This window comes from Anaerovibrio sp. JC8 (assembly GCF_002100115.1).
In the GTDB taxonomy this organism is placed as follows: Bacteria; Bacillota; Negativicutes; order Selenomonadales; family Selenomonadaceae; genus Anaerovibrio.
The window spans coordinates 180,941-204,624 of the sequence record NZ_ANBM01000001.1 but is presented as its reverse complement, the minus strand read 5'-3'; the positions used below and the strand labels follow the sequence as shown (position 1 = coordinate 204,624).

General features: G+C 45.6%; 27 protein-coding genes. 25 read left to right on the top strand and 2 right to left on the bottom strand.

Features of this window, described 5'->3' with window-relative positions; all coding sequences use genetic code 11:
* Positions 1–147: 147 nt before the first annotated feature.
* Entirely contained in the window at positions 148–543 is a 396-nt protein-coding gene (locus tag D081_RS00950) for a biotin/lipoyl-containing protein (RefSeq protein WP_085022264.1), read from the top strand.
* A 353-nt stretch (positions 544–896) separates the two neighbouring features.
* On the opposite strand, the gene D081_RS00945 is transcribed toward D081_RS00950, so the two are convergent.
* A complete protein-coding gene (locus tag D081_RS00945; protein ID WP_085022263.1) occupies positions 897–1,091 on the bottom strand; it encodes a CopG family transcriptional regulator in 195 nt (64 codons plus the stop codon).
* A 268-nt stretch (positions 1,092–1,359) separates the two neighbouring features.
* Here D081_RS00945 and neuB point away from each other — a divergent pair, with 268 nt between their 5' ends.
* The 8 genes from neuB (at position 1,360) to D081_RS00910 (ending at position 6,897) form a co-directional block, all read left to right on the top strand.
* Positions 1,360–2,436 carry an N-acetylneuraminate synthase gene (neuB, locus tag D081_RS00940; RefSeq protein WP_085022262.1) on the top strand — a complete coding sequence of 359 codons (1,077 nt, stop codon included), beginning with the start codon at positions 1,360–1,362 and terminating at the stop codon, positions 2,434–2,436.
* 6 nt (positions 2,437–2,442) lie between these two features.
* Positions 2,443–3,057, top strand: coding sequence for a hypothetical protein (locus D081_RS00935; RefSeq protein WP_085022261.1), 615 nt, complete (start codon positions 2,443–2,445; stop codon positions 3,055–3,057).
* A gap of 18 nt (positions 3,058–3,075) precedes the next feature.
* Entirely contained in the window at positions 3,076–3,294 is a 219-nt protein-coding gene (locus tag D081_RS00930; protein WP_085022260.1) for a hypothetical protein, read from the top strand.
* A gap of 22 nt (positions 3,295–3,316) precedes the next feature.
* A complete protein-coding gene (locus D081_RS00925; protein ID WP_085022259.1) occupies positions 3,317–4,078 on the top strand; it encodes an SDR family NAD(P)-dependent oxidoreductase in 762 nt (253 codons plus the stop codon).
* 64 nt (positions 4,079–4,142) lie between these two features.
* Positions 4,143–5,129, top strand: coding sequence for a ketoacyl-ACP synthase III (locus D081_RS00920; protein ID WP_085022258.1), 987 nt, complete (start codon positions 4,143–4,145; stop codon positions 5,127–5,129).
* 195 nt (positions 5,130–5,324) lie between these two features.
* Entirely contained in the window at positions 5,325–5,486 is a 162-nt protein-coding gene (locus tag D081_RS12590; RefSeq protein WP_158087515.1) for a hypothetical protein, read from the top strand.
* Complete coding sequence (locus tag D081_RS00915; RefSeq protein WP_085022257.1) at positions 5,483–5,905, top strand: type II toxin-antitoxin system death-on-curing family toxin; 423 nt, start codon at positions 5,483–5,485, stop codon at positions 5,903–5,905. Before D081_RS12590 ends, D081_RS00915 begins: the two co-directional genes overlap by 4 nt.
* 47 nt (positions 5,906–5,952) lie before the next feature.
* The gene (locus tag D081_RS00910) at positions 5,953–6,897 is read left to right on the top strand and encodes a nitronate monooxygenase (protein WP_085022256.1); all 945 of its coding nucleotides are present in this window, start codon (positions 5,953–5,955) and stop codon (positions 6,895–6,897) included.
* A gap of 279 nt (positions 6,898–7,176) precedes the next feature.
* Here the strand turns inward: D081_RS00910 and D081_RS00905 are convergent, their stop codons facing one another.
* Positions 7,177–7,377, bottom strand: coding sequence for a DUF1858 domain-containing protein (locus D081_RS00905; protein ID WP_085022255.1), 201 nt, complete (start codon positions 7,375–7,377; stop codon positions 7,177–7,179).
* Between the two features lie 136 nt (positions 7,378–7,513).
* Here D081_RS00905 and D081_RS00900 point away from each other — a divergent pair, with 136 nt between their 5' ends.
* The 16 genes from D081_RS00900 to D081_RS00825 all read left to right on the top strand — a co-directional run bounded on the left by D081_RS00900 (position 7,514) and on the right by D081_RS00825 (position 23,670).
* Positions 7,514–8,350, top strand: coding sequence for a polysaccharide deacetylase family protein (locus tag D081_RS00900; protein WP_085022254.1), 837 nt, complete (start codon positions 7,514–7,516; stop codon positions 8,348–8,350).
* 201 nt (positions 8,351–8,551) lie between these two features.
* The gene (mraZ, locus tag D081_RS00895) at positions 8,552–8,983 is read left to right on the top strand and encodes a division/cell wall cluster transcriptional repressor MraZ (RefSeq protein ID WP_085022253.1); all 432 of its coding nucleotides are present in this window, start codon (positions 8,552–8,554) and stop codon (positions 8,981–8,983) included.
* 8 nt (positions 8,984–8,991) lie between these two features.
* The gene (gene rsmH / locus D081_RS00890; RefSeq protein ID WP_085022252.1) at positions 8,992–9,936 is read left to right on the top strand and encodes a 16S rRNA (cytosine(1402)-N(4))-methyltransferase RsmH; all 945 of its coding nucleotides are present in this window, start codon (positions 8,992–8,994) and stop codon (positions 9,934–9,936) included.
* 37 nt (positions 9,937–9,973) lie between these two features.
* Complete coding sequence (ftsL, locus tag D081_RS00885; RefSeq protein ID WP_158087514.1) at positions 9,974–10,348, top strand: cell division protein FtsL; 375 nt, start codon at positions 9,974–9,976, stop codon at positions 10,346–10,348.
* Between the two features lie 160 nt (positions 10,349–10,508).
* Positions 10,509–12,005, top strand: a complete 1,497-nt coding sequence (locus D081_RS12795) for a UDP-N-acetylmuramoyl-L-alanyl-D-glutamate--2,6-diaminopimelate ligase (protein WP_085022250.1) — start codon at positions 10,509–10,511, stop codon at positions 12,003–12,005.
* 2 nt (positions 12,006–12,007) lie between these two features.
* Entirely contained in the window at positions 12,008–13,387 is a 1,380-nt protein-coding gene (gene murF / locus D081_RS12790; protein WP_085022249.1) for a UDP-N-acetylmuramoyl-tripeptide--D-alanyl-D-alanine ligase, read from the top strand.
* A gap of 48 nt (positions 13,388–13,435) precedes the next feature.
* Positions 13,436–14,422, top strand: coding sequence for a phospho-N-acetylmuramoyl-pentapeptide-transferase (mraY, locus tag D081_RS00870; protein WP_233127376.1), 987 nt, complete (start codon positions 13,436–13,438; stop codon positions 14,420–14,422).
* A 33-nt stretch (positions 14,423–14,455) separates the two neighbouring features.
* Positions 14,456–15,823 carry a UDP-N-acetylmuramoyl-L-alanine--D-glutamate ligase gene (gene murD / locus D081_RS00865; protein WP_085022248.1) on the top strand — a complete coding sequence of 456 codons (1,368 nt, stop codon included), beginning with the start codon at positions 14,456–14,458 and terminating at the stop codon, positions 15,821–15,823.
* Positions 15,820–16,935, top strand: a complete 1,116-nt coding sequence (murG, locus tag D081_RS00860; RefSeq protein ID WP_085022247.1) for an undecaprenyldiphospho-muramoylpentapeptide beta-N-acetylglucosaminyltransferase — start codon at positions 15,820–15,822, stop codon at positions 16,933–16,935. Before murD ends, murG begins: the two co-directional genes overlap by 4 nt.
* 23 nt (positions 16,936–16,958) lie before the next feature.
* Positions 16,959–18,326, top strand: coding sequence for a UDP-N-acetylmuramate--L-alanine ligase (gene murC / locus D081_RS00855; RefSeq protein WP_085022246.1), 1,368 nt, complete (start codon positions 16,959–16,961; stop codon positions 18,324–18,326).
* A gap of 36 nt (positions 18,327–18,362) precedes the next feature.
* Entirely contained in the window at positions 18,363–19,301 is a 939-nt protein-coding gene (locus tag D081_RS00850; RefSeq protein ID WP_085022245.1) for a D-alanine--D-alanine ligase, read from the top strand.
* Between the two features lie 5 nt (positions 19,302–19,306).
* Positions 19,307–20,233, top strand: coding sequence for a cell division protein FtsQ/DivIB (locus D081_RS00845; protein WP_085022244.1), 927 nt, complete (start codon positions 19,307–19,309; stop codon positions 20,231–20,233).
* 19 nt (positions 20,234–20,252) lie between these two features.
* Positions 20,253–20,948, top strand: a complete 696-nt coding sequence (locus D081_RS00840) for a DUF881 domain-containing protein (RefSeq protein ID WP_085022243.1) — start codon at positions 20,253–20,255, stop codon at positions 20,946–20,948.
* The gene (locus D081_RS00835; RefSeq protein WP_085022242.1) at positions 20,945–21,277 is read left to right on the top strand and encodes a small basic family protein; all 333 of its coding nucleotides are present in this window, start codon (positions 20,945–20,947) and stop codon (positions 21,275–21,277) included. The genes D081_RS00840 and D081_RS00835 overlap by 4 nt, the downstream gene beginning before the upstream one ends.
* Positions 21,278–21,386: 109 nt before the next feature.
* Positions 21,387–22,544 (top strand): cell division protein FtsZ, encoded by a 1,158-nt coding sequence (gene ftsZ, locus D081_RS00830; protein ID WP_143272057.1) that lies wholly within the window; start codon positions 21,387–21,389, stop codon positions 22,542–22,544.
* A 100-nt stretch (positions 22,545–22,644) separates the two neighbouring features.
* Positions 22,645–23,670 carry an ABC transporter substrate-binding protein gene (locus tag D081_RS00825; protein ID WP_085022240.1) on the top strand — a complete coding sequence of 342 codons (1,026 nt, stop codon included), beginning with the start codon at positions 22,645–22,647 and terminating at the stop codon, positions 23,668–23,670.
* The last annotated feature ends 14 nt before the right edge of the window (positions 23,671–23,684 follow it).

Sequence of the window (23,684 nt, the reverse complement as noted above, 5' to 3'; positions counted from 1 at the left end):
TCACTAAGACTCCTTCCTCTTAGGTGGAAGTCAAGTGCCAGTAAAGCCCTGGGTAAAATTCGACTAAATTCAGATGGAGTTTAAAACTCCACCTGAATAAGTCTTCATTTTATCTGAAATATTACTAAAAATTTGGAGGAAAAATAAATGAAGAAGTTCAATATCAAAGTTAATGGTACCGCTTATGAGGTTGAGGTTGAGGAAGTAAAGGGCGCAGCTCCTGCTAAGGCTGCTGCTCCAAAGGCTGCACCAGCTGCTCCTAAGGCAGCTCCTGCTCCAGCTGCTGCTCCTGCACCAGCTCCAAAGGCTGCTGTAGCTGCAGGCGCTGGCGAGACTGCAGTTTCCGCTCCAATGCCTGGTAAGGTTCTGAAGGTTGTTGCTGGCGAAGGCACTGCTGTTAAGTCCGGCGACACTGTAATCATCCTCGAGGCTATGAAGATGCAGAACGAGATTCCTGCTCCATGCGATGGTACTGTTAAGGCTGTTAACGTATCCGAGGGCTCCACTGTATCCGCAGGCGAGGCTATGGTTATCATCGGCTAATTTGATAACAATAACAAAGATAAAAGAGGGATGCTTCCTTATGGAGGCATCCTTTTTATTTTTATAAATTGCGAGTCCTTACGTGGGATGTTTCATTCATGCGCTCTGCTAGTGTCACATTAAATAGTTCTCCGCTTCGTCGTGATATTGACGGGCTTCGCAGCCGTCTGTCACAACTCTACGGCATAAATAGATTTTGTGCTGATGTGTCATTTTACGCTACGCTTATTCATAAAATCATCTGCATGTCACCCGCTAATCATATGTTTTAATAGCATATTTAAAATAGCCAGCCCTGGAGTATATCCGGGACTGGCTATTTTTGTAATAAGGTGACCAATTAAAATAACACATTAATGGTCATTGACAACCTCGCTGTTTTCAAGTGCGAACTCTAGCAACATGCCAATCAGCTCATTGCGTGTGCGTCCTGTATCGTCTGCTAGTGCATTTACTTGGTCGAGAAGTTCAGTTTTTAGTCTTACCGAGAATACACGATAACCGTCATCACCGCGCATTTTCTTCGTGATGAGCAGCTTACTACTCATGTTCATCACCTCTTTAGGATATTTTATACTGGAAAACATAATATATAAATGCTTGTAAGTATGTTATAAAAACACATTTTAGATATTTTAAACTATAAACATGAAAAATATATTTAAAAATAAAATTAGCTATTTTTAAATATGGAATGATTATTATGTTATAAAATATGTTATAATAGATAACGCGTAAGCATTGAGACTAGTACGAATATTCGATTATTGTTAAGTAAAAGAAGCAAGCGTTATTGGGGAATGATAGGAGGGGAAAATGGAGCACGTATTGGTAATAGCTGAGGCTGGAGTAAATCATAATGGTAGTGTAGACTTAGCGGTTCGGTTGGTGGAGGAGGCTGCCAATGCAGGAGCAGATGTAGTTAAATTTCAAACTGGATTAACTGAAAAACTGATTAGCAGATACGCACAGAAGGCAGATTACCAGAAAATTACCACCAGTGAAATGGAATCACAGTTGGAAATGTGTAAAAAATTGGAGTTCTCATGGGATGATCATGCAAGGGTTATAAAAGCATGTAGAGATAATAATATTAAGTTTTTATCCACACCGTTTGATATTGACAGCCTTCACTTTCTGACAAAAAAATGTGGTGTTGATACCATAAAAATTCCTTCTGGTGAAATTACGAATGCTCCACTACTGTTTGAAATTGGTAGATTGGGCAAGGATGTTATTCTTTCAACAGGAATGAGCCTATTGGGGGAGGTTGAGCAAGCTTTGGCGATATTGGCATATTCATACATTAATGATGTTGTACCAAAGTCTGTTAATGAATGTTATGAATCATATAGTTCTAAAGCCGGCCAATCGTCATTACGTAAACATGTTTCGTTGCTTCATTGTACAACTGAATATCCGGCTCCTTTAGAAGAAGTCAATCTAAGATGTATAGATACATTAAGAAATGCATTTTCATTACCAGTAGGTTACTCTGACCATACTCTCGGAATAACAATTCCAATTGCGGCTGTTGCACGTGGCGCAACCATCATTGAGAAGCATTTTACATTGGACCGTAAAATGGAAGGACCGGATCATAAGGCGTCGTTGGAACCAAAAGAATTAGGTCTAATGCTTAAATCAATAAGGCAAGTTGAATTAGCAATGGGTAACGGTATCAAAATACCATCAGAAAGTGAAAAGAGAAATATGGCCGTGGCACGTAAAAGTTTGGTTACTACCTGTAATGTTAAAGCTGGAACAGTATTTACGGGGGATAATTTGACAGTTAAAAGGCCGGGAGACGGGGTATCGGCTATTTATTATTGGGATTATTTGGGAAAGACTGCGACACGTGATTACTACGAAGATGAAATTATAAGGGGGTAATGTTTTATGAAAGAGGTAGCATTATTAGGTGGCGGTGGTTTAGCTTTGGAACTGATGGAGTATATGCTTGATGATGATATAAAAATTGCGGGATATTTTGCACCTCAAGAGGATACTGATTGTAGTCAGTATATTCCCTATCTAGGGGATGAAAGAGATAATTATTCAGATAAACTTATATATCTGTTGGCTTCAGGTTTGATCAGTTTACGTCGAAAAATGATTAATTTTATAGAGTCGCATAATTTGGAGAGCGGACAGTTCATCAGCAGAAAGGCACATGTTTCACCGATGGCGACATTTGGGAAAGGAGTTGTAATAACACCTTTCGCATCAATCACAGGTAATCCAGTAATAGGTGACCACGTACTTATGAATATTTACTCCAATATAAGTCATCATGCAGTAGTAGGGAATAACATAGTTTTGGGACCTGGCTCGCGTGTTAATGGCCATTGTTGCTTGGGAAATGAAGTATCACTTGGTTCAAATGCGTGTCTTATTCCTGGTACTAATTTGGCTGATGGAGTGGAAATAGGCATTTTATCATATCCGAGAAGAAAAGTTAAAAGCAATAAGTTTGTACTTGCGCCACCAATTAAGGCAATGGATAAAATATAGTATTGGAGGAAATAAAAAATGACTGAACAGGAATTTATTGAAAAAATGCAGGAAGAAGTATTGGATACAGATAGTGAGATCGTTTTGGATATGGCTTTAACCGATGTGGAGGAGTGGGATTCCCTTAGCTTTGTCAGCTTTATTGCTATGGCCAAGGAGTCTGGTTTCACAAATGTAAACCGTGAAGCCGTAAACAAGGCTGTTACAATAAAAGATTTGTATGAGTTAGTAAAGTAATATTTGATGTTGGAGAATATCAATGGGAAGAGTTCAATATGATTTTTCTGGTGAGCGCTTTGTAGTAACTGGCGCGTCCTCTGGTATGGGGCGGGCTGTTGCTAAAGAACTTGCAGCGGCAGGTGCAACCGTGCTTGCCGTCGCACGGCGGGAAGATAGGTTGGTGGCATTACAAAATGAGTTTACTGGCCAAATTGTTCCGTCAGCATTGGATGTATGCGATAGCAAAGCTTTGTCGGAAGCTATTGCCTCGTTTGTGAAGACCTATGGTAAGCTGCATGGTGCAGTCCATGCAGCGGGGATTTTTTCCAGTACACCATTGAGGGCTTATGATGAAGATGAAGCCAGAAAAATCATGGATATTAGTTATTGGGCTGGAATAAGGTTGATGCAAATTGTCAATAAGAAGAAAAATGCAGAGGATGGCTGTTCCAGCGTGCTTTTTTCTTCAGTTGCAGCAGCTGTTGGAGAAAAGAGTAATTTTGCCTATTCATCAGCGAAAATTGCCATGCAGGCTGCGGTTCGTTCTATTGCCAAAGAAATTTATCAACGGAAAAATCGTATAAATACCATAAGTCCAGGTTGGGTTCATACAGAAATGACCCGTAATGAAGATGAAAATTCTGCATTAAATAAGAAGTTCTATGATTGGCATCTATTGGGAATTGGTGAACCGGAAGATGTTACTGGTATGGTGCTATTTCTGTTAAGTGAAAGGGCTCGATGGATAACTGGCACTGACGTGGTGGTGGATGGTGGTTATCTACTGGGGGGGTATAACTGACCATTGTGGGAGTACTATAACAAAAGAGATATTTAGTGTCTTTAAAATGGAGTGAAATAAAAACTTGAAAGCGTATATTAAAGATATAGTTTACTATTTGCCAGAGAAGGTTGAGCGGAATCAAAATGAAAGATTACGGGAGAAGACAGGTATAGAGTGCCGTCATGTAGCTGAGGAAAATGAAACAGCGGCGGATATGGCGGTGAAGGCAGCTGAGAAACTCTTTGAAAAAGTTTCTCGTGAGTCTGTGGATTATGTGCTGTTTTGCAGCCAGTCGCCAGATTATCTTTTACCTACGACCGCCTGTGTTCTTCAGGATAGACTTGGATTGTCAAAGTATTGTGGGGCACTTGATTATAACCATGGATGCACAGGATATATTTATGGACTTGGCTTGGCAAAAGGACTTATTGAGTCAGGGCAGGCGAAAAGTGTTCTACTGTTGACGGCAGAAACCTATAGTAAATATATTCATCCAAAGGACCATGCTGTTTTGCCATTATTTGGCGATGCTGCAACGGCAACTTTGATTGTTGCTAAAGATACAGAGGATGATGGCATATATGGTTTTGAGTACGGTACTGATGGTGCTGGATTTGAAAACCTAATTGTTCCCGTCGGTGGAGCTCGCCAGCCCTATCAGTTGACTGAGATAAAATCAACAACAGACAAGTATGGTAATATACGCACAAACCAGAATTTATTTATGAATGGTGGGGCGATTATGGACTTTGCCTTGGAGGTTGTTCCTGAAACTCTGTCCAAGATACTGTCAGATAATAATCTTGAGCGTAAAGACATAAATTATTATATATTTCACCAAGCGAATCATTTTATGCTAAAGAGTTTGCAAAAGATATGTAGATTGGGTAAATTCCAGTATTGGAATGATGTTAGGGAATATGGCAATACGGTGTCCAATTCTATTCCTATTGCATTGGTGGATATGTTGAAAGAAACAAAAACAGATCAACTGCATCGGTGTTTGTTGATGGGATTTGGAGTTGGACTATCCTGGGGCGGATGTATTGTAGATTTAACGGATTGTTAATAAAAAAGGATAATGTTTTAAACGAAGATGCTTCCTTTAGGAAGCATCTTTTTCGATACGTGTTTAAATAGACATTGGTTCCTAATTATGTTAAATACTTTCTTTAAAAACTTATTTAAAGTTTACAAATATAGTTCTTGCTAATAAGATAGGCTAATGATATACTTCAAACAAGAATTGTAGGAGGTGTTGATTATGACTGATAATACTGAAGTTAGAGAAGAAAGTCAGGAGCAAGTAAAAAGAGTCGTACTTAACTCTCGTAATAGTGAGGCCATCAAAGAAGCAATGCAGGAAGTATCTCAGGAAATAATGAAAAAGAATGAGGAACTTTATCGGAGGCTGGCGTACAAATGACTTATGCTGCTATAGAGTACATCACTGAAATTTTATTGGATGACATATTGCAGTTTCATAATGATCTAGAAGCAAGTGATATTCCGGTAGAAGATGGTGTTCGCGATATGGCTTTATTGGAGTCGGCAATAAATGCACCATTTCAAACTTTTGGAGGAAAGGATTTATTTCCCACTTTATTTGAAAAGGCGGCACGTCTGTTTTTTGGCATTGCCAATAATCATGCGTTTGTAGATGGAAATAAAAGGACTGCTGTTCATGCTATGGAAGTTTTTCTTTTTATGAATGAGAAAACTTTATTGTATGAAACTGAGGAAATGGAAACACTGGTAATAGGGGTTGCGAACGGCAGCTTTTCCTGCGAATATGTTACAGAGTGGATAACAAAGCATGTAGAGAAAAAGGGAAAAACTATATAGTTGTTGAAGTAGAGGGGTATAGAGTTTTAGAGTGGAGGTAAAATAGCATGGCAAAGAGTATTTGTGAGGTTCTGGGGATTAAGTATCCGATTATTCAGGGTGGTATGGCCTGGATTTCTGATGCAAGGATGGCGGCAGCGGTATCTAATGCCGGGGGAGCCGGTATTATTTCCTGTGGTGGTCGTACCACAGATTATGTAAGGGATGAAATCCGCAAGGCCAAGACTTTGACCGACAAGCCTTTTGGTGTAAATATTATGCTGATGGCCCCAAACAAGGATGAAATACTGGAAGTTATCTGCGAGGAAAAACCGGCCTTTGTAACCCTAGGTGCCGGTAATCCTGTACCGTTTGTGGAGCCTTTGCACAAGGCTGGCATCAAGGTTATTCCGGTGGTGCCAAATGTTAAGCTGGCCAAGCGGCTGGAGCAGAACAATGCGGACGCAATCGTGGTAGAGGGCATGGAAGCCGGCGGACACATTGGTGTGCTTACCACCATGGCGTTGATGACCCAGGTTATTCCTGAGGTGAATATTCCGGTTGTTATGGCTGGTGGTATTGCTGATGGCCGTGGCATTGCAGCAGCTCTGCTGATGGGAGCTGCCGGAGTGCAGATGGGTACCCGCTTCCTCATCGCTGAGGAATGTCCTGTTCACGATAATTTCAAGCAGAAGCTCATTGAGGCAGTTGATACGGATACCATTGTAACCGGTCAGACCATCAAGAGTGCAGTGCGGGGACTTAAAAATAAGTTCTCCGAGGAATATCAGGCACTGGAATTTTCCGGCAAGGCCACCAAGGAGGAGCTCCTTAAGCTGGCAACTGGCACCAATAAGCTGGCGGCTGTGGACGGCGATATGGAAAATGGCATGATCCAGGCGGGACAGAGCCTGACTCCGCTGAAGAAAATCGAGCCAATGGCCACGATAATTGAAACTCTTGTAGCAGAGGCTCGGGCAACCCTGGCTGAGGTCCAGAATATCAAGCTATAACAGCTCATATGCATATGGTGGTCAGTGATAGTTGACTTCAGCTCGGGTCTCTGGGCTAAAACTATTTTTTGCTTTTAATTAGCAGCGATAAAAGTCGAACTCGCTTCGCTCAAACAACGACATTTTCTCGCTGTGTAAGAACGCAAAAAAATAGTTTTTGACGCCCATCGCCCTAATGCTTCAGTCAATCTATCATGACCACCATTTATGTACATAAAAAAGACGTCTGGATTTTTCCAGACGTCCTTTAAGTTGACTATACTTATCCCATATCAGTTATTAGTTTTCACCAACAACCTCGTTCAGACCTGCAATAAGCTGGTCAACGTCAATGCCATGGGCAGAAGCACCCTGCTCAATGTTCTCGAAGTGTGCAGCTGCGCAACCAATGCAGCCCATGCCACTCTCCATGAAAACAGGAACGGTATCAGGATATTTGGTAACAACCTCCATGATGGACATGTCCTTGGTAATAGCCATATATAACAACCTCCTTAATAATTATTATTAATTACACTCCATGATTATATCATAAATAAGAAAATTTTCCTAATAAATATGGGAAAATTAAAATGATTGCGGTATAATGTAGTGGTGCAAATTGATATGGAGGAATATGATGGTTAATCTCGAGGAGTATGTTCAAAAATATAGATTGTTTCTGATAGCTGGAATTATTCTGCTGGCTGTTGGTCTGATAGCGTGTATGGGCAAGAAGGAAGAGCCTGTGCCGCACCCGATGGCCAAGGAGGAAGATCATAGAGGCGTTACGGTTTTAAATTATCACAAAATCGATAATACCTTCCATTCACTTTCGGTTAGGCCGGAAGATTTTGAAAAGCAAATGAAGTGGCTAAGCCAGCATGGTTATCACACCATTACACCTGATCAGCTGTACGATTTTGTGACCAATGGCGTGGAACTGCCGTATAACCCGGTGATGATAACCTTCGACGATGGTTACGTTGACAACTATAATAATGCTTATCCAATAATGAAAAAATATGGTTTTGTGGGAACTATTTTTGTGGTTACCACCTATTTGGACCAATATCCCAACTATCTGACCTGGAGTCAGGCCCGGGAGCTGGAAAACAATGGCTTTTCAATTGAGTCCCACACTGCCACCCACAAGTCCATGACTGAGGCCAGCGATAGCCAGATTATGGAGGAGCTGACCAAGTCCAAGGAAATGCTGAGGGAAAAGCTGGACAAGGAGTCCAATTATATCGCTTATCCAACCGGTACCTACAATCTTCATATTGCCCAGCTGGTAAAAAATGCCGGCTATAAGGCTGGCTTCACCATCAAATATGATGCGGTAAACCGCAACAGTAACGTCTACGCCCTGGAGCGTGTACCTATTTTCCATACAGAGGATACCAATAAGGATTTTCTGGAAAGAATCCAATTTATCCCACTTATGAACAAGGATGGCTGGTTGAAAAAATAAATAATGTTGTTTAACGTCTTTAGCTTTATGCTAAAGGCGTTTTTTATTTGGAACTTAACTTATCTCAAGGCCCATAGAATGGGGCTCTGGGACTAATTTCCCTTTTTTATTTTTTTAGAAAAAAATGGGGTGAAAATTAGCCAAAAAGTGGAAAAAAGTGGGGGATTGTGGTAGACTATGACTACAAGGTGGTGATGAAGGATGTTAATGGGCGAATATAATCATTCGCTGGATGCGAAGGGCCGTGTGATTTTACCGGCTGATTTTCGCAGTGAATTAGGCGAATCCTTCATTATTACCAAGGGATTGGACAACTGCTTGTTCATCTACCCACAATCTGAATGGGAGCAGCTTTCAGTAAAGCTTCGTCAACTACCTTTAGCAAAAACTGAAGCCAGAGCCTTCGTAAGATTTTTCTTCGCCGGTGCCCGTCAGGTTGAACTGGATAAAATGGGCCGTTTCCTGATTCCTGCCACCCTTCGCCAGCATGCATCCCTGAAAAAGGATGCTGTGCTTATCGGTGTATCCAACCGTATAGAGGTTTGGGGCAAGGAAGAATGGCTTAAGTACAATGAAGAAATTACTCCATCTGTTTCTGCTATTGCTGAAACATTGGCAGAGCTGGGAATATGAGGTAGCAAATGAGTGAGAAATTTCATCATGTAAGCGTAATGCCAGAGGAAACTGTCAATGGGCTGATAACGAGCCTGTCCGGTACTTATGTGGATTGCACCTTGGGTGGTGCCGGTCATTCCAGAATGATTGCTGACAAGCTCAATGCTGATGGAAGATTAATCGGCATTGATCAGGACGCGTCGGCCATAGAGGCTGCCACTGAGCGGCTGGCTGACAGCAAGTGCCGGGTGGATATAGTAAAGAGCAACTTTTCCAATCTGGAAAATATACTGCGTGAGCAGGAGGCAGAAGAAATAGATGGTATTCTCTTTGACCTGGGGGTTTCCTCCCATCAGCTGGATACAGCAGAGCGGGGATTTTCCTACATGCAGGATGCACCCCTTGATATGAGAATGAACCAGGATGCAAAATTTTCTGCTTATGATATAATAAACAAGTATGACTTGGATGAGCTTTGCCGCATTTTTAAGGAATACGGTGAAGAAAGATGGTATAAGCGTATAGCTCAGTTCATCGTGGAGGCCAGAAAGAACGGCCCGATTAATACCACAGGTGAGCTGGTGGATATAATAAAAAAAGCGGTTCCGGCTGCAGTGAGAAATGCCAAGGGGGGACATCCCGCCAAGCGCATTTTTCAGGCAGTTAGAATAGAGGTTAATAACGAGCTGGGGATTCTTGAAGGAGCTTTCCGTACCGCAGTAAAGCATTTAAAGCCAGGCGGAAGAATCGCGATTATTACCTTCCATTCCCTTGAGGACAGAATAGCCAAGAATATCCTTAAGGAAATGTCAAGCAGATGTATTTGTCCGCCGTCCCTTCCAGTTTGTGTATGCAACCATAAGCCGGAGATAAAGCTGCTGGTAAAGGCAGCTGTGGCTTCGGACAGTGAGCTGGAACAGAATTCAAGAGCTAAGAGCGCAAAGCTGCGTATAGCGGAAAAATTGGATTGACACTCAGGTCAATAAGCACGGAAAGGAGGTTACTTGTGTGCTTGCCCGTCAATTAGTAGAAGAAGAGTACTTTGAGGAGCTTCCCCAGGAACAGCAAAAAATCATACGACGTAAAATTGTAAGGCGTAACGTACATAAGGACCCCCGTCGAAAGAAGGCAGTCTGCTTTTTAGTAGTAAGTGCACTTATTTATGGATTAATCTTATGGTTCAGTAGCTGCCTGGCAAGTGAAGTGTATGAAGTAGGCCGTATTCAGGCTGAAGCTAGTGCCCTGGAGAAAAGCAACGAAACACTCAGAGTGGAGAATGCAAAGTTAAAGTCTCATTCCCGGATTAAGGAGATAGCTGTGAATCAGTTGGGGATGACTGTTCCACAGGAAAATTATTTTGCAGGGAATCAGACAAAGCATTAAAAGAATAGGCGATGTGAAAAAGGGATTTGCGCAAGCAATCCCTTTTTCTATTTGAAATAATATCTGAAAGCCCAAAATAAGTATTTTATGGTAGAAAAATACTTGTTTTAGCGGTATAATATCTTAGTTATGTTATGACAAAAATTAGGAGGATTTTCTAATGGCAAAAACATTAGGTTCACTGGCTGCTCTCATTGAAGGAGCAGAGATTATTGGCAACAGTGAGACTGTAATTAAAGATATAGAGCACGATTCCCGCAAGGCAACCGAGGGTACTCTGTTTGTCTGCATGGTAGGTGCTCATGTGGATGGACATGATTTTATTCCTCAGGCCAAGGAAAAGGGCGCGGTAGCCATTATTACCGATAATGAGAATGCCTTTATGCCGGCCGGAATGGATGTACTGCTGGTACCGAACCTGAAGGAAGCCCTGAAAATCATCGTGCCATTTTTTTATGACTATCCGGCTCAGCGGATGCGCATAATTGGTATTACCGGTACCAACGGCAAGACCTCCATCAGCTACATGACCAGAGCCATGCTGCGTAAGATGGGCTTTAGGGTAGGCCTGATTGGTACCATCCAGATTATGATTGAGGACGAGGTGCTGCCTATTCACAATACCACCCCTGATGTGGTGGAGCTGCAGCATACCATGGCCATGATGCTGGAAAAGAACATGGACTATGTGGTAATGGAGGTATCCTCCCATGCACTGGATCAGGACCGTGTGGCTGGTGTGGAATTTGATACGGTAGTATTTACCAACCTGACCCAGGACCATCTGGATTATCACAAGACTCTGGAAAACTACAAGCTGGCCAAGGCCAAGCTTTTCGATATGGTAGGCCGGCCTGATAATGTGAAGAATGGCAAGACTGCTGTGGTTAATATTGATGATGAAGCTGGCAGGGTAATGCTGGAGCATGCCAACTGCCGTCATATTACCTATGGCATTGAGAATGATGCATCCCTCAAGGCTGAAAACATTCAGGTGCTGGCCAGCGGTGCCAAGTTTGATATTAAGCATCAGTTTGGGGCATTGCCACTTGATTTGAAGATTACTGGTATTTTCAATGTATATAATGTAATGGCAGCTGCCGGTGCAGCTATGGCAGAGGGTGTACCTCTTCCGTTCATCAAGGCGGCCCTTGAGGAGTTCAGTGGTGTGCCGGGGCGTTTTGAGCTGGTCCGTGGTGGTCAGGATTTTGCAGTTATTGTTGACTATGCCCATACCCCTGACGGATTGGAGAATATTCTACACACAGCCCGTAAGATTTGCGATAACCGTATTATTACTGTATTTGGCTGTGGTGGGGACCGGGACCGCACCAAGCGCCCAATTATGGGCCGTATTGCAGCGGAGCTGTCCGATGTAATTGTGGCTACCTCTGATAATCCTCGTACTGAGGATCCTGCCTTTATTTTAAGTCAGGTGGTGGAAGGTGTAGAGCAGGCTGCCGGGGATAAGCCTCATGAGGCTGTCATCGACCGCCGGGAGGCCATTTTCAGAGCGGTGGAAATTGCGGAAAAGGGTGACATTGTTGTTATTGCCGGCAAGGGCCATGAGGATTATCAGATTTTGAAGGACAAGACAATTCATTTTGATGATAAAGAAGTGGCAGCAGAAGCCATTAAAGCAAAAATGGGAGAATAATTATGCCTGAGTTTTCTTTAGCAGATATAGAAAGTGCCCTTGATGGGGCAAAAATATTGGAGAAGGGACAGCAGAATTTTACTGATATCATTACTGATACCCGTAAAATTCAGCCTGGCTGCCTGTTTGTGGCCTTGAAGGGTGAGAGATTCAACGGTGAGACCTTTGCGGAGGAGGCCCTGAAGCTGGGGGCCAATGGCGTGCTGGTCAGCAATGAATACCAGCTGCCTAAAGCAGAGCTGGGAGGCACTGTTATTCAGGCGGCTTCTGATACTCAGACAGCATATCAGCAGCTGGCCCATTTCTGGCGCATGAAGTTTGATATTCCGGTGGTATGCATTACCGGTTCCAATGGCAAGACTACCACCAAGGATTTGACTGCTTCCGTGCTTTCGGCCAAGTTCCCGGTGTTAAAGACCCAGGCTAATTACAATAATGAGGTTGGCCTGCCAATGACCCTGCTGAACATGAATGAAAGCCATAAGGCCGCAGTAGTGGAAATTGGTATGCGCGGCCTGGGACAGATTAAGGCTCTGGCTCCTATTGCGGCGCCTACTATTGGTATTGTTACCAATGTGGGGGAAACCCATATGGAGCTGTTAGGCTCCATGGAAAACATTGCCAAGGCCAAGGCGGAGCTGGTAGAAGCAATTCCAACTGGTGGCACGGTTATTTTAAACAATGACAATAAGTATACTGCGGCCATGAAGGACAAGTGCAACAGTGGTGTGAGGGTTATTACCTTTGGTATTGATAATGAGGCGGATATTAAGGCCTTTGATGTAGAAGGTGGCCTGAACAGCACCACCTTTAAGTGTCGTTTGGGCATGTCCGGTGATGTAGGGGAGTTTGTTCTCCCAATGGTGGGCCGTCATAATGTTTCCAATGCTTTGGCAGCCGTTGCGGCCGGCTTTGCACTGGGCCTTGATGCCAATGAAATTCAGCGGGGCCTTGATGGCCTGGAAATGACCGGCATGCGCTTTGAAGCCAAGCGGGTAGGCCAGTACAATGTCATAAATGACGCTTATAATGCCAGCCCGATGTCCATGGAGGCTGCCATTAATACACTGGCAGAGATTACCAAGGGCCGTCGTATTGCCGTGCTGGGTGATATGCTGGAGCTGGGTGAGGTTTCTGTAGCCGCCCATCAGAAGGTGGGTCAGCAGGTGGCTGAAAGTGGAGCCGTGGCTTTGGTGGCCTTTGGCACCATGGGCAAGGAAATCGCCAAGGGGGCTCAGGCGGCCGGCATGGAAAACGTATTCCACGTAGACAGCCACGAAGCGGCAGCCATTAAGCTGAAGGAACTGCTTCAGCCGGAGGATACAGTGCTCTTTAAGGGCTCCCGTGGCATGAAGATGGAAGCAATTATTGACCTTATTTAAGGAAATAAGATAGACTAAGTTGATTCATTTGGAGGCTTTTACAATACTATGTTGGAATTTACAATAGCAGGCACCGCCATTGCCCTTCCTATGAGCTTGGCGTTTGCGTTGGCCTTAAGCTTTATTCTGGTGCTGGGAGCCGGTCCCTGGCTGATACCTCAGCTGCATAAGCTGAAGTTTGGCCAGGCTATCCGCGAGGAAGGTCCCCAGAGTCATCAGGCCAAGAGTGGTACTCCCACCATGGGCGGTATGATGATCATTCTGGGATTAGTCCTGTCCACATTGGTTTTTGCTGACCACACGGTGGAGATGATGCTGGCCCTGTTCATAATTTTGGGCCACTTTGCCCTGGGCTTTCTCGATGACTACATCAAGGTGGTACGTAAGCACAATGAGGGCTTGAAGCCACGGCAGAAGCTGCTGGGACAGATTATCATGGCAGCACTGGTGGCTGTGTTTGGCGGTTTGCCTACGGATTTGTGGGTACCATTTATTGGGGTCATTGATTTGAGCTATGGCTTTTATGTCCTGCTGTTTTTATTTATGGTAGGCTTTACCAATGCGGTTAATCTGACTGACGGGCTGGATGGGCTGGCCTCCGGTACCGTGGCTGTGGCGTCTTTCTTTTATATGCTGGTGTGCGCTGCCATGGGCAAGACAGATTTGGCTATATTGTGTGCCGCAACTATCGGTGCCTGCCTGGGCTTTTTGAAGTTCAACTATAATCCTGCCAGGATTTTTATGGGTGATACAGGCTCCCTGGCCTTGGGTGGTGTGATGGCCGCGCTGGGCATTCTTACCCACACTGAAATTATTTTGGTGGTTATTGGCCTTATTTTTGTTTGCGAGGCCATGTCAGTTATAATACAGGTTACTTCCTTTAAAACTACCGGCAAAAGAGTGTTCCTCATGAGCCCGATTCATCATCATTTTGAGCTGAAGGGCTGGAGTGAGGTTCGGGTAGTATGGACCTTCTGGACCGTTGGGGCCATTGCGGGTGCTCTTGGCCTTGCTTTATATATTTTCGGTATTTAATGCCGTTTTTGGTCATAAATAGGAGATGTGAAAATGGAGTTCATGGGAAAGAAAGTGTTGGTAATCGGGGCTGGTATCAGCGGTAATGCTGTAGCCAAGATAGCCAAGAATATGGGGGCTGATGTTACCCTCAGTGACGCCAAGGCAGAGGCGGATATCAGCTATGATATGCAGGAGCTGCGGGAGGCTGGTGTGAAGCTGGTTTTCGGCAAGCAGGAGCCAAGCCTGTTGGATGGAGTGGACATGGTGATTCTCTCTCCTGCGGTACCAGTAAGGATTCCGCTGGTGCAGGAGGCTTATAAGCGTAATATTCCTGTTACCACTGAGGTGGAGGTGGCCTACAAGCTGGCGAAATCTCCAATTTTGGCAGTAACCGGTACCAATGGTAAAACCACCACCGTCAGCCTGCTGGGACAGCTTATGCGTACCCGTTATCCAAATGCCGGTGTAGGTGGCAATATTGGTATTCCTCTCTGTGAGGAGGCTCTTAAAGCCGGGGAGGACAGCTGTATAGTGGCGGAAATTTCCAGCTACCAGATGGAGGCCTCCAATAGCTTTAATCCTCATGTGGCCGTTATTCTGAACGTTACTCCTGACCATGTGGTTCGCCATGGCAGTCTGGAAGTATATCAGGCCATGAAGGAGAAGATGTTTGCCAACCAGGGCCCTGATGATTATCTGGTGCTTAATTACGACGATGAAAAGACCCGTGATATGGCCAACCGGGCCAAGGGCAGGGTGTTTTTCTTCAGCCGCAGGGAAATTCTTAAGGAGGGTGCCTTTGTCAATGAAGGTTGGCTCACCATTTCCTGGAATGGCCAGACTTGCAAGCTGTGCCGCACTGATGAGCTGAAAATCAAGGGCGGCCATAATATAGAAAATGCTTTGGCAGCGGCGGCAGCAGCTTATTTGGGCGGCGTCCGTCTGCCTAAGATCGGTGAGAGCCTGAAGTCCTTTGAACCAGTGGAGCATCGTATTGAGCCGGTGGCCACTGTAAATGGTGTACCATATTTCAATGATTCCAAGGCTACCAATACTGATTCTGCCATCAAGGCACTGCAGAGCTTTGATGGTCACCTTATTCTCATTGCCGGTGGCGATGACAAGCACACGGACCTCAGTGAGTTCATGGCCCTTGTGAAGGAGCGGGTGGATGAGCTGATTCTTGTGGGAGACGCTGCTGAACGGTTTAAGGAATGTGCCCTGGCCGCCGGCTATGCTGCGGAGCATATCCATGAGGCAGGCTATTCCATGGACAAGGCGGTGGAAATTGCCCATAATATTGCGGGGATTCCACAGACGGTACTACTTTCTCCGGCCTGTGCATCCTTTGATATGTACTCTGGCTTTGAGGAGCGGGGCCGCGATTTCAAACGTTTGGTAAAGGATTTGCTTAAATGAAAATAATCGTATCCGGTGGTGGTACTGGCGGACATATTTATCCGGCAGTTACCATTATCCGGGCATTGCAGAAAAGAATAGATAATCTGGAGGTTCTTTATGTGGGAACCAGCCGCGGCTTGGAGGCGGATATTGTTCCCAAGGAGGGCTTTCCTTTTAAGACCGTTGACATACAGGGCTTTAAGCGTAGCCTGAGCCCGGTTAATTTTATTCGGGCTGTTAAGGCGATAAAGGGTATGGGCAAGGCCGCAGGCATTGTGCGCTCCTTTAAGCCGGATGTGGTAATTGGAACTGGTGGCTATGTTTGTGGACCTGTATTGATGGCGGCCAGCCTTATGGGGATTCCTACCCTTATTCAGGAGCAGAATGTGGTGCCGGGGATTACCAACAAGATTTTATCCAACTTTGTGTCCCGCATTGCTACGGGTGCCATTGAGGCCAACAAGCATTTTCCACAGGATAAGGTGGTATTTACCGGCAATCCTATTCGGGATGAGGTGGTTAATACCCAGCGGGAGCCTGGCTACGATGCCTTTGAGCTGGACCCGGACAAGAAAACCGTGCTGGTTTCCGGTGGCAGCCGGGGGGCCCGCAGTATTAACCGGGCCATGGTGGATGTGTTAAAGCATTTCGCCGGCAGCAAGCGGGTTCAGATTTTGCACGCCACCGGCAAGGCAGAGCATGAGGATATTATGCGCCGTATTGCCGAGGCAGGCGTGGAGCTGGAGAGGTTCCATAATCTTAAGGTATTCCCATATCTTTACAATATGCCACAGGCTATGGCGGTGGCTGATTTGGCTGTGTTCCGGGCTGGTGCTACCGGCTTGGCAGAGCTTACGGCCAAGGGGATTCCGGCGGTGTTGATTCCATACCCTTATGCGGCGGAGAATCATCAGGAGTTCAACGCCCGGGCTATTGAGAAGGCCGGGGCCGCCAGGGTTATTCTGAACAAGGATATCAGTGCGGATATTTTGATTTCTACTATCGAAGAGCTGCTGGCTGACGACAAGAAGCTGCAGGATATGGCAGACAGGAGTCATAGCCTTGGTCATCCTGAGGCGGCAGCTACCATTGCGGAAATGATTATCGAGTTGGCCCGCAATAAACAATAAATTACTGGAAGGGAAGTATTATAGTGCTTACAGGCATTAATAAGGTTCATTTTGTAGGTATTGGCGGTGCAGGCATGAGTGCCCTGGCCAAGATTCTGGTGGAAAAGGGATATAAGGTTTCCGGCTCTGATGTGAAGGAGTCTGTTATGACCGGCATTCTGCTGGATTTAGGTGCCAAGATTTATATTGGCCAGCGGGCAGAGAATGTGCAGGACACCGAGGCCATTGTGGTATCCAGTGCCATTCGGGAGGAGAATCCTGAGGTGGTGGAGGCCAAGCGTCTGGGCTTAAAGCGTCTGCACCGTTCCGATGTCAATGCTTTTCTGATTAATAACTCCAAGGGCATAGCTGTAGCCGGCGCCCATGGTAAAACAACTACCACTTCCATGCTGGGTGTTTCCCTGGATTATGAAGGGGTATCACCAAGCATTATTATCGGCGGTGAAGTGGATTATCTGGGCAGTAATGCCAAGCTGGGACAGAGTGATTATCTGGTCTCCGAGGCTGATGAAAGCGATGGTACCTTCCTGAAATATTATCCTTACATCGGTATTGTTACCAATGTGGAAAACGACCACATGGACCATTATGGTACCATGGAAAATATTATCAAGGCCTTTACCCAGTTCCTTAACCAGATTCGGGAAGATGGCTGGGGCGTGGTTTGCTTTGATAACGAGAATATCAGAAATATTGTAAAGAACGTCAATCGCAAGATCGTGACTTATGCCATTGACCATGAGGCCGACTATATGGCGGCCAACATCAAGGCGGATGCCAGCGGTACTTCCTTTGATGTAATGCATAATGGGGAGAATTTGGGCACAGTAAAGCTGAACGTGCCAGGCCGTCACAACGTGCTTAACGCTATGGCCTGTGTGGTAACTGGTATAACCATGGGACAGACCGTGGCTCAGATGGCCGAGGGCCTTACCATGTTCAACGGGGCCAAGCGCCGTTTCCAGACCAAGGGCAAGGCCCAGGGCATTTGGGTTGTAGACGACTATGCCCATCATCCAACGGAGATTGCCACCACCCTGAAGGCAGCCCGTCAGACTCAGCCAAAGCGGCTGGTGTGTGCGTTCCAGCCACATCGTTACAGCCGTACCCAGCTGTTGCAGAAGGAATATGGCAGCTGCTTTGCTGAAGCAGATTTGCTGGTGCTCACGGATGTTTATTCCGCCGGGGAGGATCCAATTCCGGGGGTTGACGGTGAGCTGTTGGTAAGGGAAGTGGCACAGCAGACTGGTCAGGAGACAGTTTACATCCAGGATAAAAAGGAAATTGCGGCTTATCTGAAGTCCATCGCCCGGGAGGGGGACCTTATTATGACCATGGGTGCCGGCGATATTGTCAAATGCGGTGAAGAGCTGGTCGAGCTGTTGAAGTAATTTCATAAAAATAAATACGTGGGAGTTTATTTATACATGAGTAAGAAGATTGTTGTTGTAATGGGCGGGCCGTCCAGTGAAGGGGAAGTTTCCCGTCGCAGCGGTACGGCTATACTAAATGCTTTAAAATCCAAGAATTATAATGCAGTGGGCTTGGAGCTGGTTCCGGAAACCTTTGTGGATCAGATTCGGGAGATGAAGGCGGATTTTGTGTTCAATGCCCTTCATGGCAAATTTGGTGAGGACGGCATTATTCAGGGGACTCTGGAAATGCTGGGGATTCCATATACCAGCTCCGGGGTCTGTGCTGCGGCGGTTACCATGGACAAGGTGGCTACCAAGCGTTTCTTCCAGGCTGGGGATATTCCAACTCCACGGTCCCATACATATTACCGCTTTGAACATAAGCAGCGGGATTTGGCCAAGGAAATTGTGGAGGAATTCACAATTCCGGTAGTAGTTAAGGCGGCAGCCCAGGGCTCCAGCATTGGCGTGGTTATTGTAAAGGAGACCAAGGAGCTTGAGGATGCCCTTAATGAGGCCTTTAAGTATGATAATGCTGTTCTGGTGGAAGAATTTATCAAGGGGCGGGAGCTCACTGTTGCTGTATATGGCAATGAGGAGAAGCAGGAGGCTCTGCCAATTATTGAGATTACTACCTCAGAGGGCTGGTATGATTATGTCAACAAGTATAAGGTTGGTGCTTCCCAGCATATCATTCCGGCACCTGTGGGGGATGAGCTGACCCGGGAAATCCAGAATATTGCCAAGAAAGCCTTTGCTGTCTGCGGCTGCTGTGGTGTGGCCCGAGTTGATTTTATGCTCAGTGAGGATAATAAGCCGTATGCTATTGAGGTCAATACAGTACCAGGCATGACGGAAACCTCTCTGGTTCCTGATGCTGGCCGTGCCGCCGGCATGGAATTCCCTGAGCTTTGCCAGAAGATTCTTTATATGGCCGGTTTTGAGGACTGATAATTATGAAGGATAAAGACATTGACAATGTCGAAAACAAAGAAATAGTCGATAATACGATGGAATACAGGCCGCTTATTGCGGGGGAACCTATTTCCAGGGAAGCTGCTTCCACAGAATCCATTGATGATACGGTCATCAATGGAAATGTATCAAAATCAGCAAGAAAGGCAGCTGAGGCTGCTGATAAAGCTGCTCATGAACGCCCTGCCCGCAAGATGATAACACGTCGCGGCATTTTAAGGGTGCTGGGGGTGTTGGCGGCATTTTTGGCCTTTATAGCCATTGCCCTGTCTCCTGTGTTTGTGCTGAAGCACGTTAATGTTCACGGCAACTCCTATCTTCCTGATGAGGAGATTGTTCGTATATCCGGTATTAATCTGGGGGAAAATCTCTTTCAGCTGGCTACTGATGAAATTATGCAGACCATGTCCAAGGATATTCGAATTGAGCAGGCCATTGTAAGGCGGAAATTCCCTGATTCCTTGGATATTCAGGTGGTGGAGCGTATTCCACTGGCCATTATAAAATGTGATTATGGTTACCTTGAGGTTGGCCGGGGAGGTATTGTTCTGGACGCGCACAGAACCCTGGCCCAGATTCCGGTGCCAATTGTCAGTGGAGTGGAGGTTTCCAACCTCTTTGTAGGGGATACTGTGGAAAATGAACAGCTTAATAAGGTTCTAAACTTCCTTGATAAGCTTAACCATGATACAGCCATCAGCATTGCCGAGATTAATATTACAGACCCCAATAATGTGATTGTTTACATGAATCATTCAGTTCAGCTGAAAATGGGGGCGTTGGACAGCCTGCAGAGAAAGCTGGAAATTACGGAGAGTGTTAACCGTGAGGTCAAGCAGGCCAAGCATCCTATCGAATATGTGGATGCCAGATTTGATGGTTCCTATTCTATTAAGTTAAAGGAATAGTCGGTATAGGAGGAGAAAAATGCAGTTGGAAAAAGGGCGATTGTCTATTGCCTGTGTTTGCATGGTTCTAGGTTTTATGCTGGTTATCCAGTTCAAGAGTACAGAGGACATCCGGGCCTCCCAGCCATCCCAGCGTGTGGAGGAGCTGGCAGCCCGCCTTCATCAGGCAGAAGCAGAGAATAAAGAGTTGGAAGAGGAAAACCGTGTTTTGAAGGGAATGTCCGGGGATGCCAAATCGGAAAAGCTGGCAGATGATATTCTGATGATTTCCGGCATGACCCCGCTGGAGGGACCAGGGGTTATAATTACCATTGATGATAGTGCCAAAAAGGCCAAGATGGAAAATGACCCCAACCTGTATCTGGTTCACGATGAAGATATTTTAAAGGTAGTCAACGAGCTGCGGGCAGCTGGGGCAGAGGCCTTGTCAATTAACGGACAGCGGCTTACGGCAAATTCTGAGATTCGCTGTGCCGGCCCCACTATTTCTGTTAATAATGTTCGTTCAGCACCTCCTTTTGAGATTCGTGCCATAGGTGACAAGGACAATCTGGTAAATTCCATTAATATGCGTGGCGGCGTGGCAGATTCCCTTAAGGTATGGGGTATCAGCCTGACAATTCAGCCAATGGATAATGTTTGGATTCCGGCTTACAAGGCAACAGCAAAATATAAGCTGGCAACTACTTCCAAAAAAGAGGAGGAGACAAAATGATTTATGCGGCAGTAGGTCTCCTCATCGGTGCTGTTTTGGGCTTTTTGGTGCCCTTTGGTATACCGGCCGGGTATTCCAGCCTGTTTTCAGTGGCTCTTATGGCCTGTCTGGATTCAGTTTTTGGCGGTATAAAGGCAGCCTGCGGTGGAACCTTTGATGATAAGATTTTTATTTCCGGTTTTTTTACAAATTCTTTAATGGCGGCATTCCTGGTATATGTGGGTGATAGACTGGGAATTGATTTATATTATGTAGCCCTATTAGCATTTGGCTTAAGAATTTTTAATAACCTTGGTTTTATTCGCCAGCACCTGCTTAAAAAGCAATAATTCGGGTCCGCTAACTATGGATTTTGAAATTGATAAATGTTATAATATTCAATGTATGAGTATATTGACAATATTTACGAATTAAAGAATACATGTGGGGGTTTTTCGAGTGCCAATAGAGTTTGATGATTTTGATTTTGATGACAAGGCCGTAATTAAAGTTGTTGGTGTCGGCGGTGGCGGCAGCAATGCAGTAAATTGCATGGTCAATGCCGGTGTTAAGGGTGTTGAGTTTATAGCTGTAAATACTGATGCCCAGGCATTATCCCAGTCTTTGGCTTCCATCCGTATTCAGATTGGTGGCAAGGCTACCCGTGGTTTGGGTGCCGGTGCCCGTCCTGAGGTTGGTGCCAAGGCAGCTGAGGAAAACCGTGAAGAAATTCTTGAAGCACTTCAGGGTGCTGATATGGTATTTATCGCAGCCGGTATGGGCGGCGGTACCGGAACTGGTGCGGCTCCTGTGGTAGCAGAGTGTGCCAAGCAGATTGGTGCCCTTACCGTTGGTGTGGTAACCCGTCCGTTTTCCTACGAGGGACGTATGCGCTCCAAGCGAGCTGAGGCTGGTGTAGAGGCACTGCGTCAGCGTGTTGATACCATCATTACCATTCCTAATGAAAAGGTTTTGAGCATTATTGACAAGTCCACTTCCTTCATTGATGCCTTTAAGGAAGTAGATGATATTCTTCGTCAGGGTGTACAGAGCATTTCCGATCTCATTAATGATTCCGGTTATGTAAACCTTGACTTCGCTGATGTTGAGGCTGTAATGAGCAATGCAGGCCCGGCTCTCATGGGTATCGGTGAGGCCAGCGGTGACAATGCCCCTATGGCAGCACTTCGTGAGGCAGTTAATTCTCCGTTGCTGGAGGTATCTGTAAGCGGTGCCAGAGGCGTCATCATTAACTTCGTTGGTGAGACATCACACCTGAACATGATGGAGCTCAATGAGGCCAGCCAGAGCATTACTGCAGAGGCACATCCGGATGCCAACATCATTTGGGGTGTATCTGTAGATGATACTATGGGTGATACCATTCGTGTTACCGTAGTGGCTACAGATTTTGAGTCCGAGCAGGGTCGTCAGAATGTGGGTGCACCTGCCACTGTGGGGGCTCAGCCACAACAGCCGCAGGCTCGGCCAAATGGCATGAGAGTTCCGGTATTTGGCAACCAGGGTGCGAATGCGGCCAACATTGGCATGCCTAAACAGGACTTCTACAAGGCCAACGGAATTGACATTCCGGTGTGGATGCGCTCAAACAAATAATTCAGTTTAAATTGCAAGTCCTGCAAGGGTGTTTCATTTCCTTGCAGGATTTTCTTTAATTTTAATTTTTTCGTGTTTTTGAATCGATGGTGTATAGTATATGAAAAGATATTCAATGCTGCTGATAACCTCGTTTCTTATGATTGCAGCCTCCATATTCTGTGCCCTGTATTTCACCAATGGTGGTATTGGCTATGATGACAGCCGGCTGCAGGGAAATATTGTTGTCTATACTACCCTGCCGGCGGAAAATGTCAAGCCGGTGGCAGAAGCCTATGAAAAGAGCTACAGGATTCGTGTGACCTTCGTTCCCATGACCGAGGCTGAGCTTGTGAATAAGATAAAGGATACCGGGAAGGCAGATCTGATAATGACCGACAGCCGCGTGCTCAGAAGGACTGCCATTGATGGCTGGCTCCAGCCTTATATTTCCGAGCATGGTGATGTGGTCAGCGACCGTTTTAAGGATGACAGGGGCTTTTGGATTGGACTTTGGTATGACCCGGTGGTATTTTGTATAAATACTGATTATATGCAGCGTTTGCCACATATTCCTGCATCCTGGCGGGAGCTGGGACAACTGCAGAATTATCGTCTGGGCATTACTGATTTTATGGCTGCTGATAATGCTGCCAACATATACATGTTTATGGTGGCCCAAAATGGCGAGGATAATTCCCTGGGGTATATGAGGCAGCTTCACCCCCATGTGGTGCAGTACGCCAAGTATCTGTCCACTCCGGCCCGTATGACCGGAATGGGAGAGGCGGATATTTCCATTGTGGTGCAGAGTGAGGCGTTGCGCTATATAGGTGAGGGTTACCCTTTGAAGCTTATTTACCCGGAGGAGGGTACGGCTTACACTCTTACGGGAGTAGGACAGCTTATTAACAGTCCCAACAGTGATAAGGCCCGGGAATTTATTAATTGGATGCTTACGGATGAGCCACAGCTTGTCATGATGAATAACGGCTTTTATTTTATTCCAGCCAATGGTTCTCTTATGGCGGCCAAGCATTTTTCGGGCAAGAATGTGATTTTGTACGAGCAGTTGGCGGATTATCCCGAAAAGGAACGGAAACAGTTGTTGGACCGCTGGCTGAAGGAAGTAAGATTTGGCAGATAAAACGGATATTTTAG

Excerpts from the sequence above, each read along its gene's own strand:
- D081_RS00950 (WP_085022264.1), top strand. The coding sequence starts at position 148 with ATGAAGAAGTTCAATATCAAAGTTAATGGTACCGCTTATGAGGTTGAG.
- D081_RS00945 (WP_085022263.1), bottom strand. The coding sequence starts at position 1,091 with ATGAGTAGTAAGCTGCTCATCACGAAGAAAATGCGCGGTGATGACGGT.
- neuB (WP_085022262.1), top strand. The coding sequence starts at position 1,360 with ATGGAGCACGTATTGGTAATAGCTGAGGCTGGAGTAAATCATAATGGT.
- D081_RS00935 (WP_085022261.1), top strand. The coding sequence starts at position 2,443 with ATGAAAGAGGTAGCATTATTAGGTGGCGGTGGTTTAGCTTTGGAACTG.
- D081_RS00930 (WP_085022260.1), top strand. The coding sequence starts at position 3,076 with ATGACTGAACAGGAATTTATTGAAAAAATGCAGGAAGAAGTATTGGAT.
- D081_RS00925 (WP_085022259.1), top strand. The coding sequence starts at position 3,317 with ATGGGAAGAGTTCAATATGATTTTTCTGGTGAGCGCTTTGTAGTAACT.
- D081_RS12590 (WP_158087515.1), top strand. The coding sequence starts at position 5,325 with ATGACTGATAATACTGAAGTTAGAGAAGAAAGTCAGGAGCAAGTAAAA.
- D081_RS00915 (WP_085022257.1), top strand. The coding sequence starts at position 5,483 with ATGACTTATGCTGCTATAGAGTACATCACTGAAATTTTATTGGATGAC.
- D081_RS00910 (WP_085022256.1), top strand. The coding sequence starts at position 5,953 with ATGGCAAAGAGTATTTGTGAGGTTCTGGGGATTAAGTATCCGATTATT.
- D081_RS00905 (WP_085022255.1), bottom strand. The coding sequence starts at position 7,377 with ATGGCTATTACCAAGGACATGTCCATCATGGAGGTTGTTACCAAATAT.
- D081_RS00900 (WP_085022254.1), top strand. The coding sequence starts at position 7,514 with ATGATGGTTAATCTCGAGGAGTATGTTCAAAAATATAGATTGTTTCTG.
- mraZ (WP_085022253.1), top strand. The coding sequence starts at position 8,552 with ATGTTAATGGGCGAATATAATCATTCGCTGGATGCGAAGGGCCGTGTG.
- rsmH (WP_085022252.1), top strand. The coding sequence starts at position 8,992 with ATGAGTGAGAAATTTCATCATGTAAGCGTAATGCCAGAGGAAACTGTC.
- D081_RS12795 (WP_085022250.1), top strand. The coding sequence starts at position 10,509 with ATGGCAAAAACATTAGGTTCACTGGCTGCTCTCATTGAAGGAGCAGAG.
- murF (WP_085022249.1), top strand. The coding sequence starts at position 12,008 with ATGCCTGAGTTTTCTTTAGCAGATATAGAAAGTGCCCTTGATGGGGCA.
- mraY (WP_233127376.1), top strand. The coding sequence starts at position 13,436 with ATGTTGGAATTTACAATAGCAGGCACCGCCATTGCCCTTCCTATGAGC.
- murD (WP_085022248.1), top strand. The coding sequence starts at position 14,456 with ATGGAGTTCATGGGAAAGAAAGTGTTGGTAATCGGGGCTGGTATCAGC.
- murG (WP_085022247.1), top strand. The coding sequence starts at position 15,820 with ATGAAAATAATCGTATCCGGTGGTGGTACTGGCGGACATATTTATCCG.
- D081_RS00850 (WP_085022245.1), top strand. The coding sequence starts at position 18,363 with ATGAGTAAGAAGATTGTTGTTGTAATGGGCGGGCCGTCCAGTGAAGGG.
- D081_RS00845 (WP_085022244.1), top strand. The coding sequence starts at position 19,307 with ATGAAGGATAAAGACATTGACAATGTCGAAAACAAAGAAATAGTCGAT.
- D081_RS00840 (WP_085022243.1), top strand. The coding sequence starts at position 20,253 with ATGCAGTTGGAAAAAGGGCGATTGTCTATTGCCTGTGTTTGCATGGTT.
- D081_RS00835 (WP_085022242.1), top strand. The coding sequence starts at position 20,945 with ATGATTTATGCGGCAGTAGGTCTCCTCATCGGTGCTGTTTTGGGCTTT.
- D081_RS00825 (WP_085022240.1), top strand. The coding sequence starts at position 22,645 with ATGAAAAGATATTCAATGCTGCTGATAACCTCGTTTCTTATGATTGCA.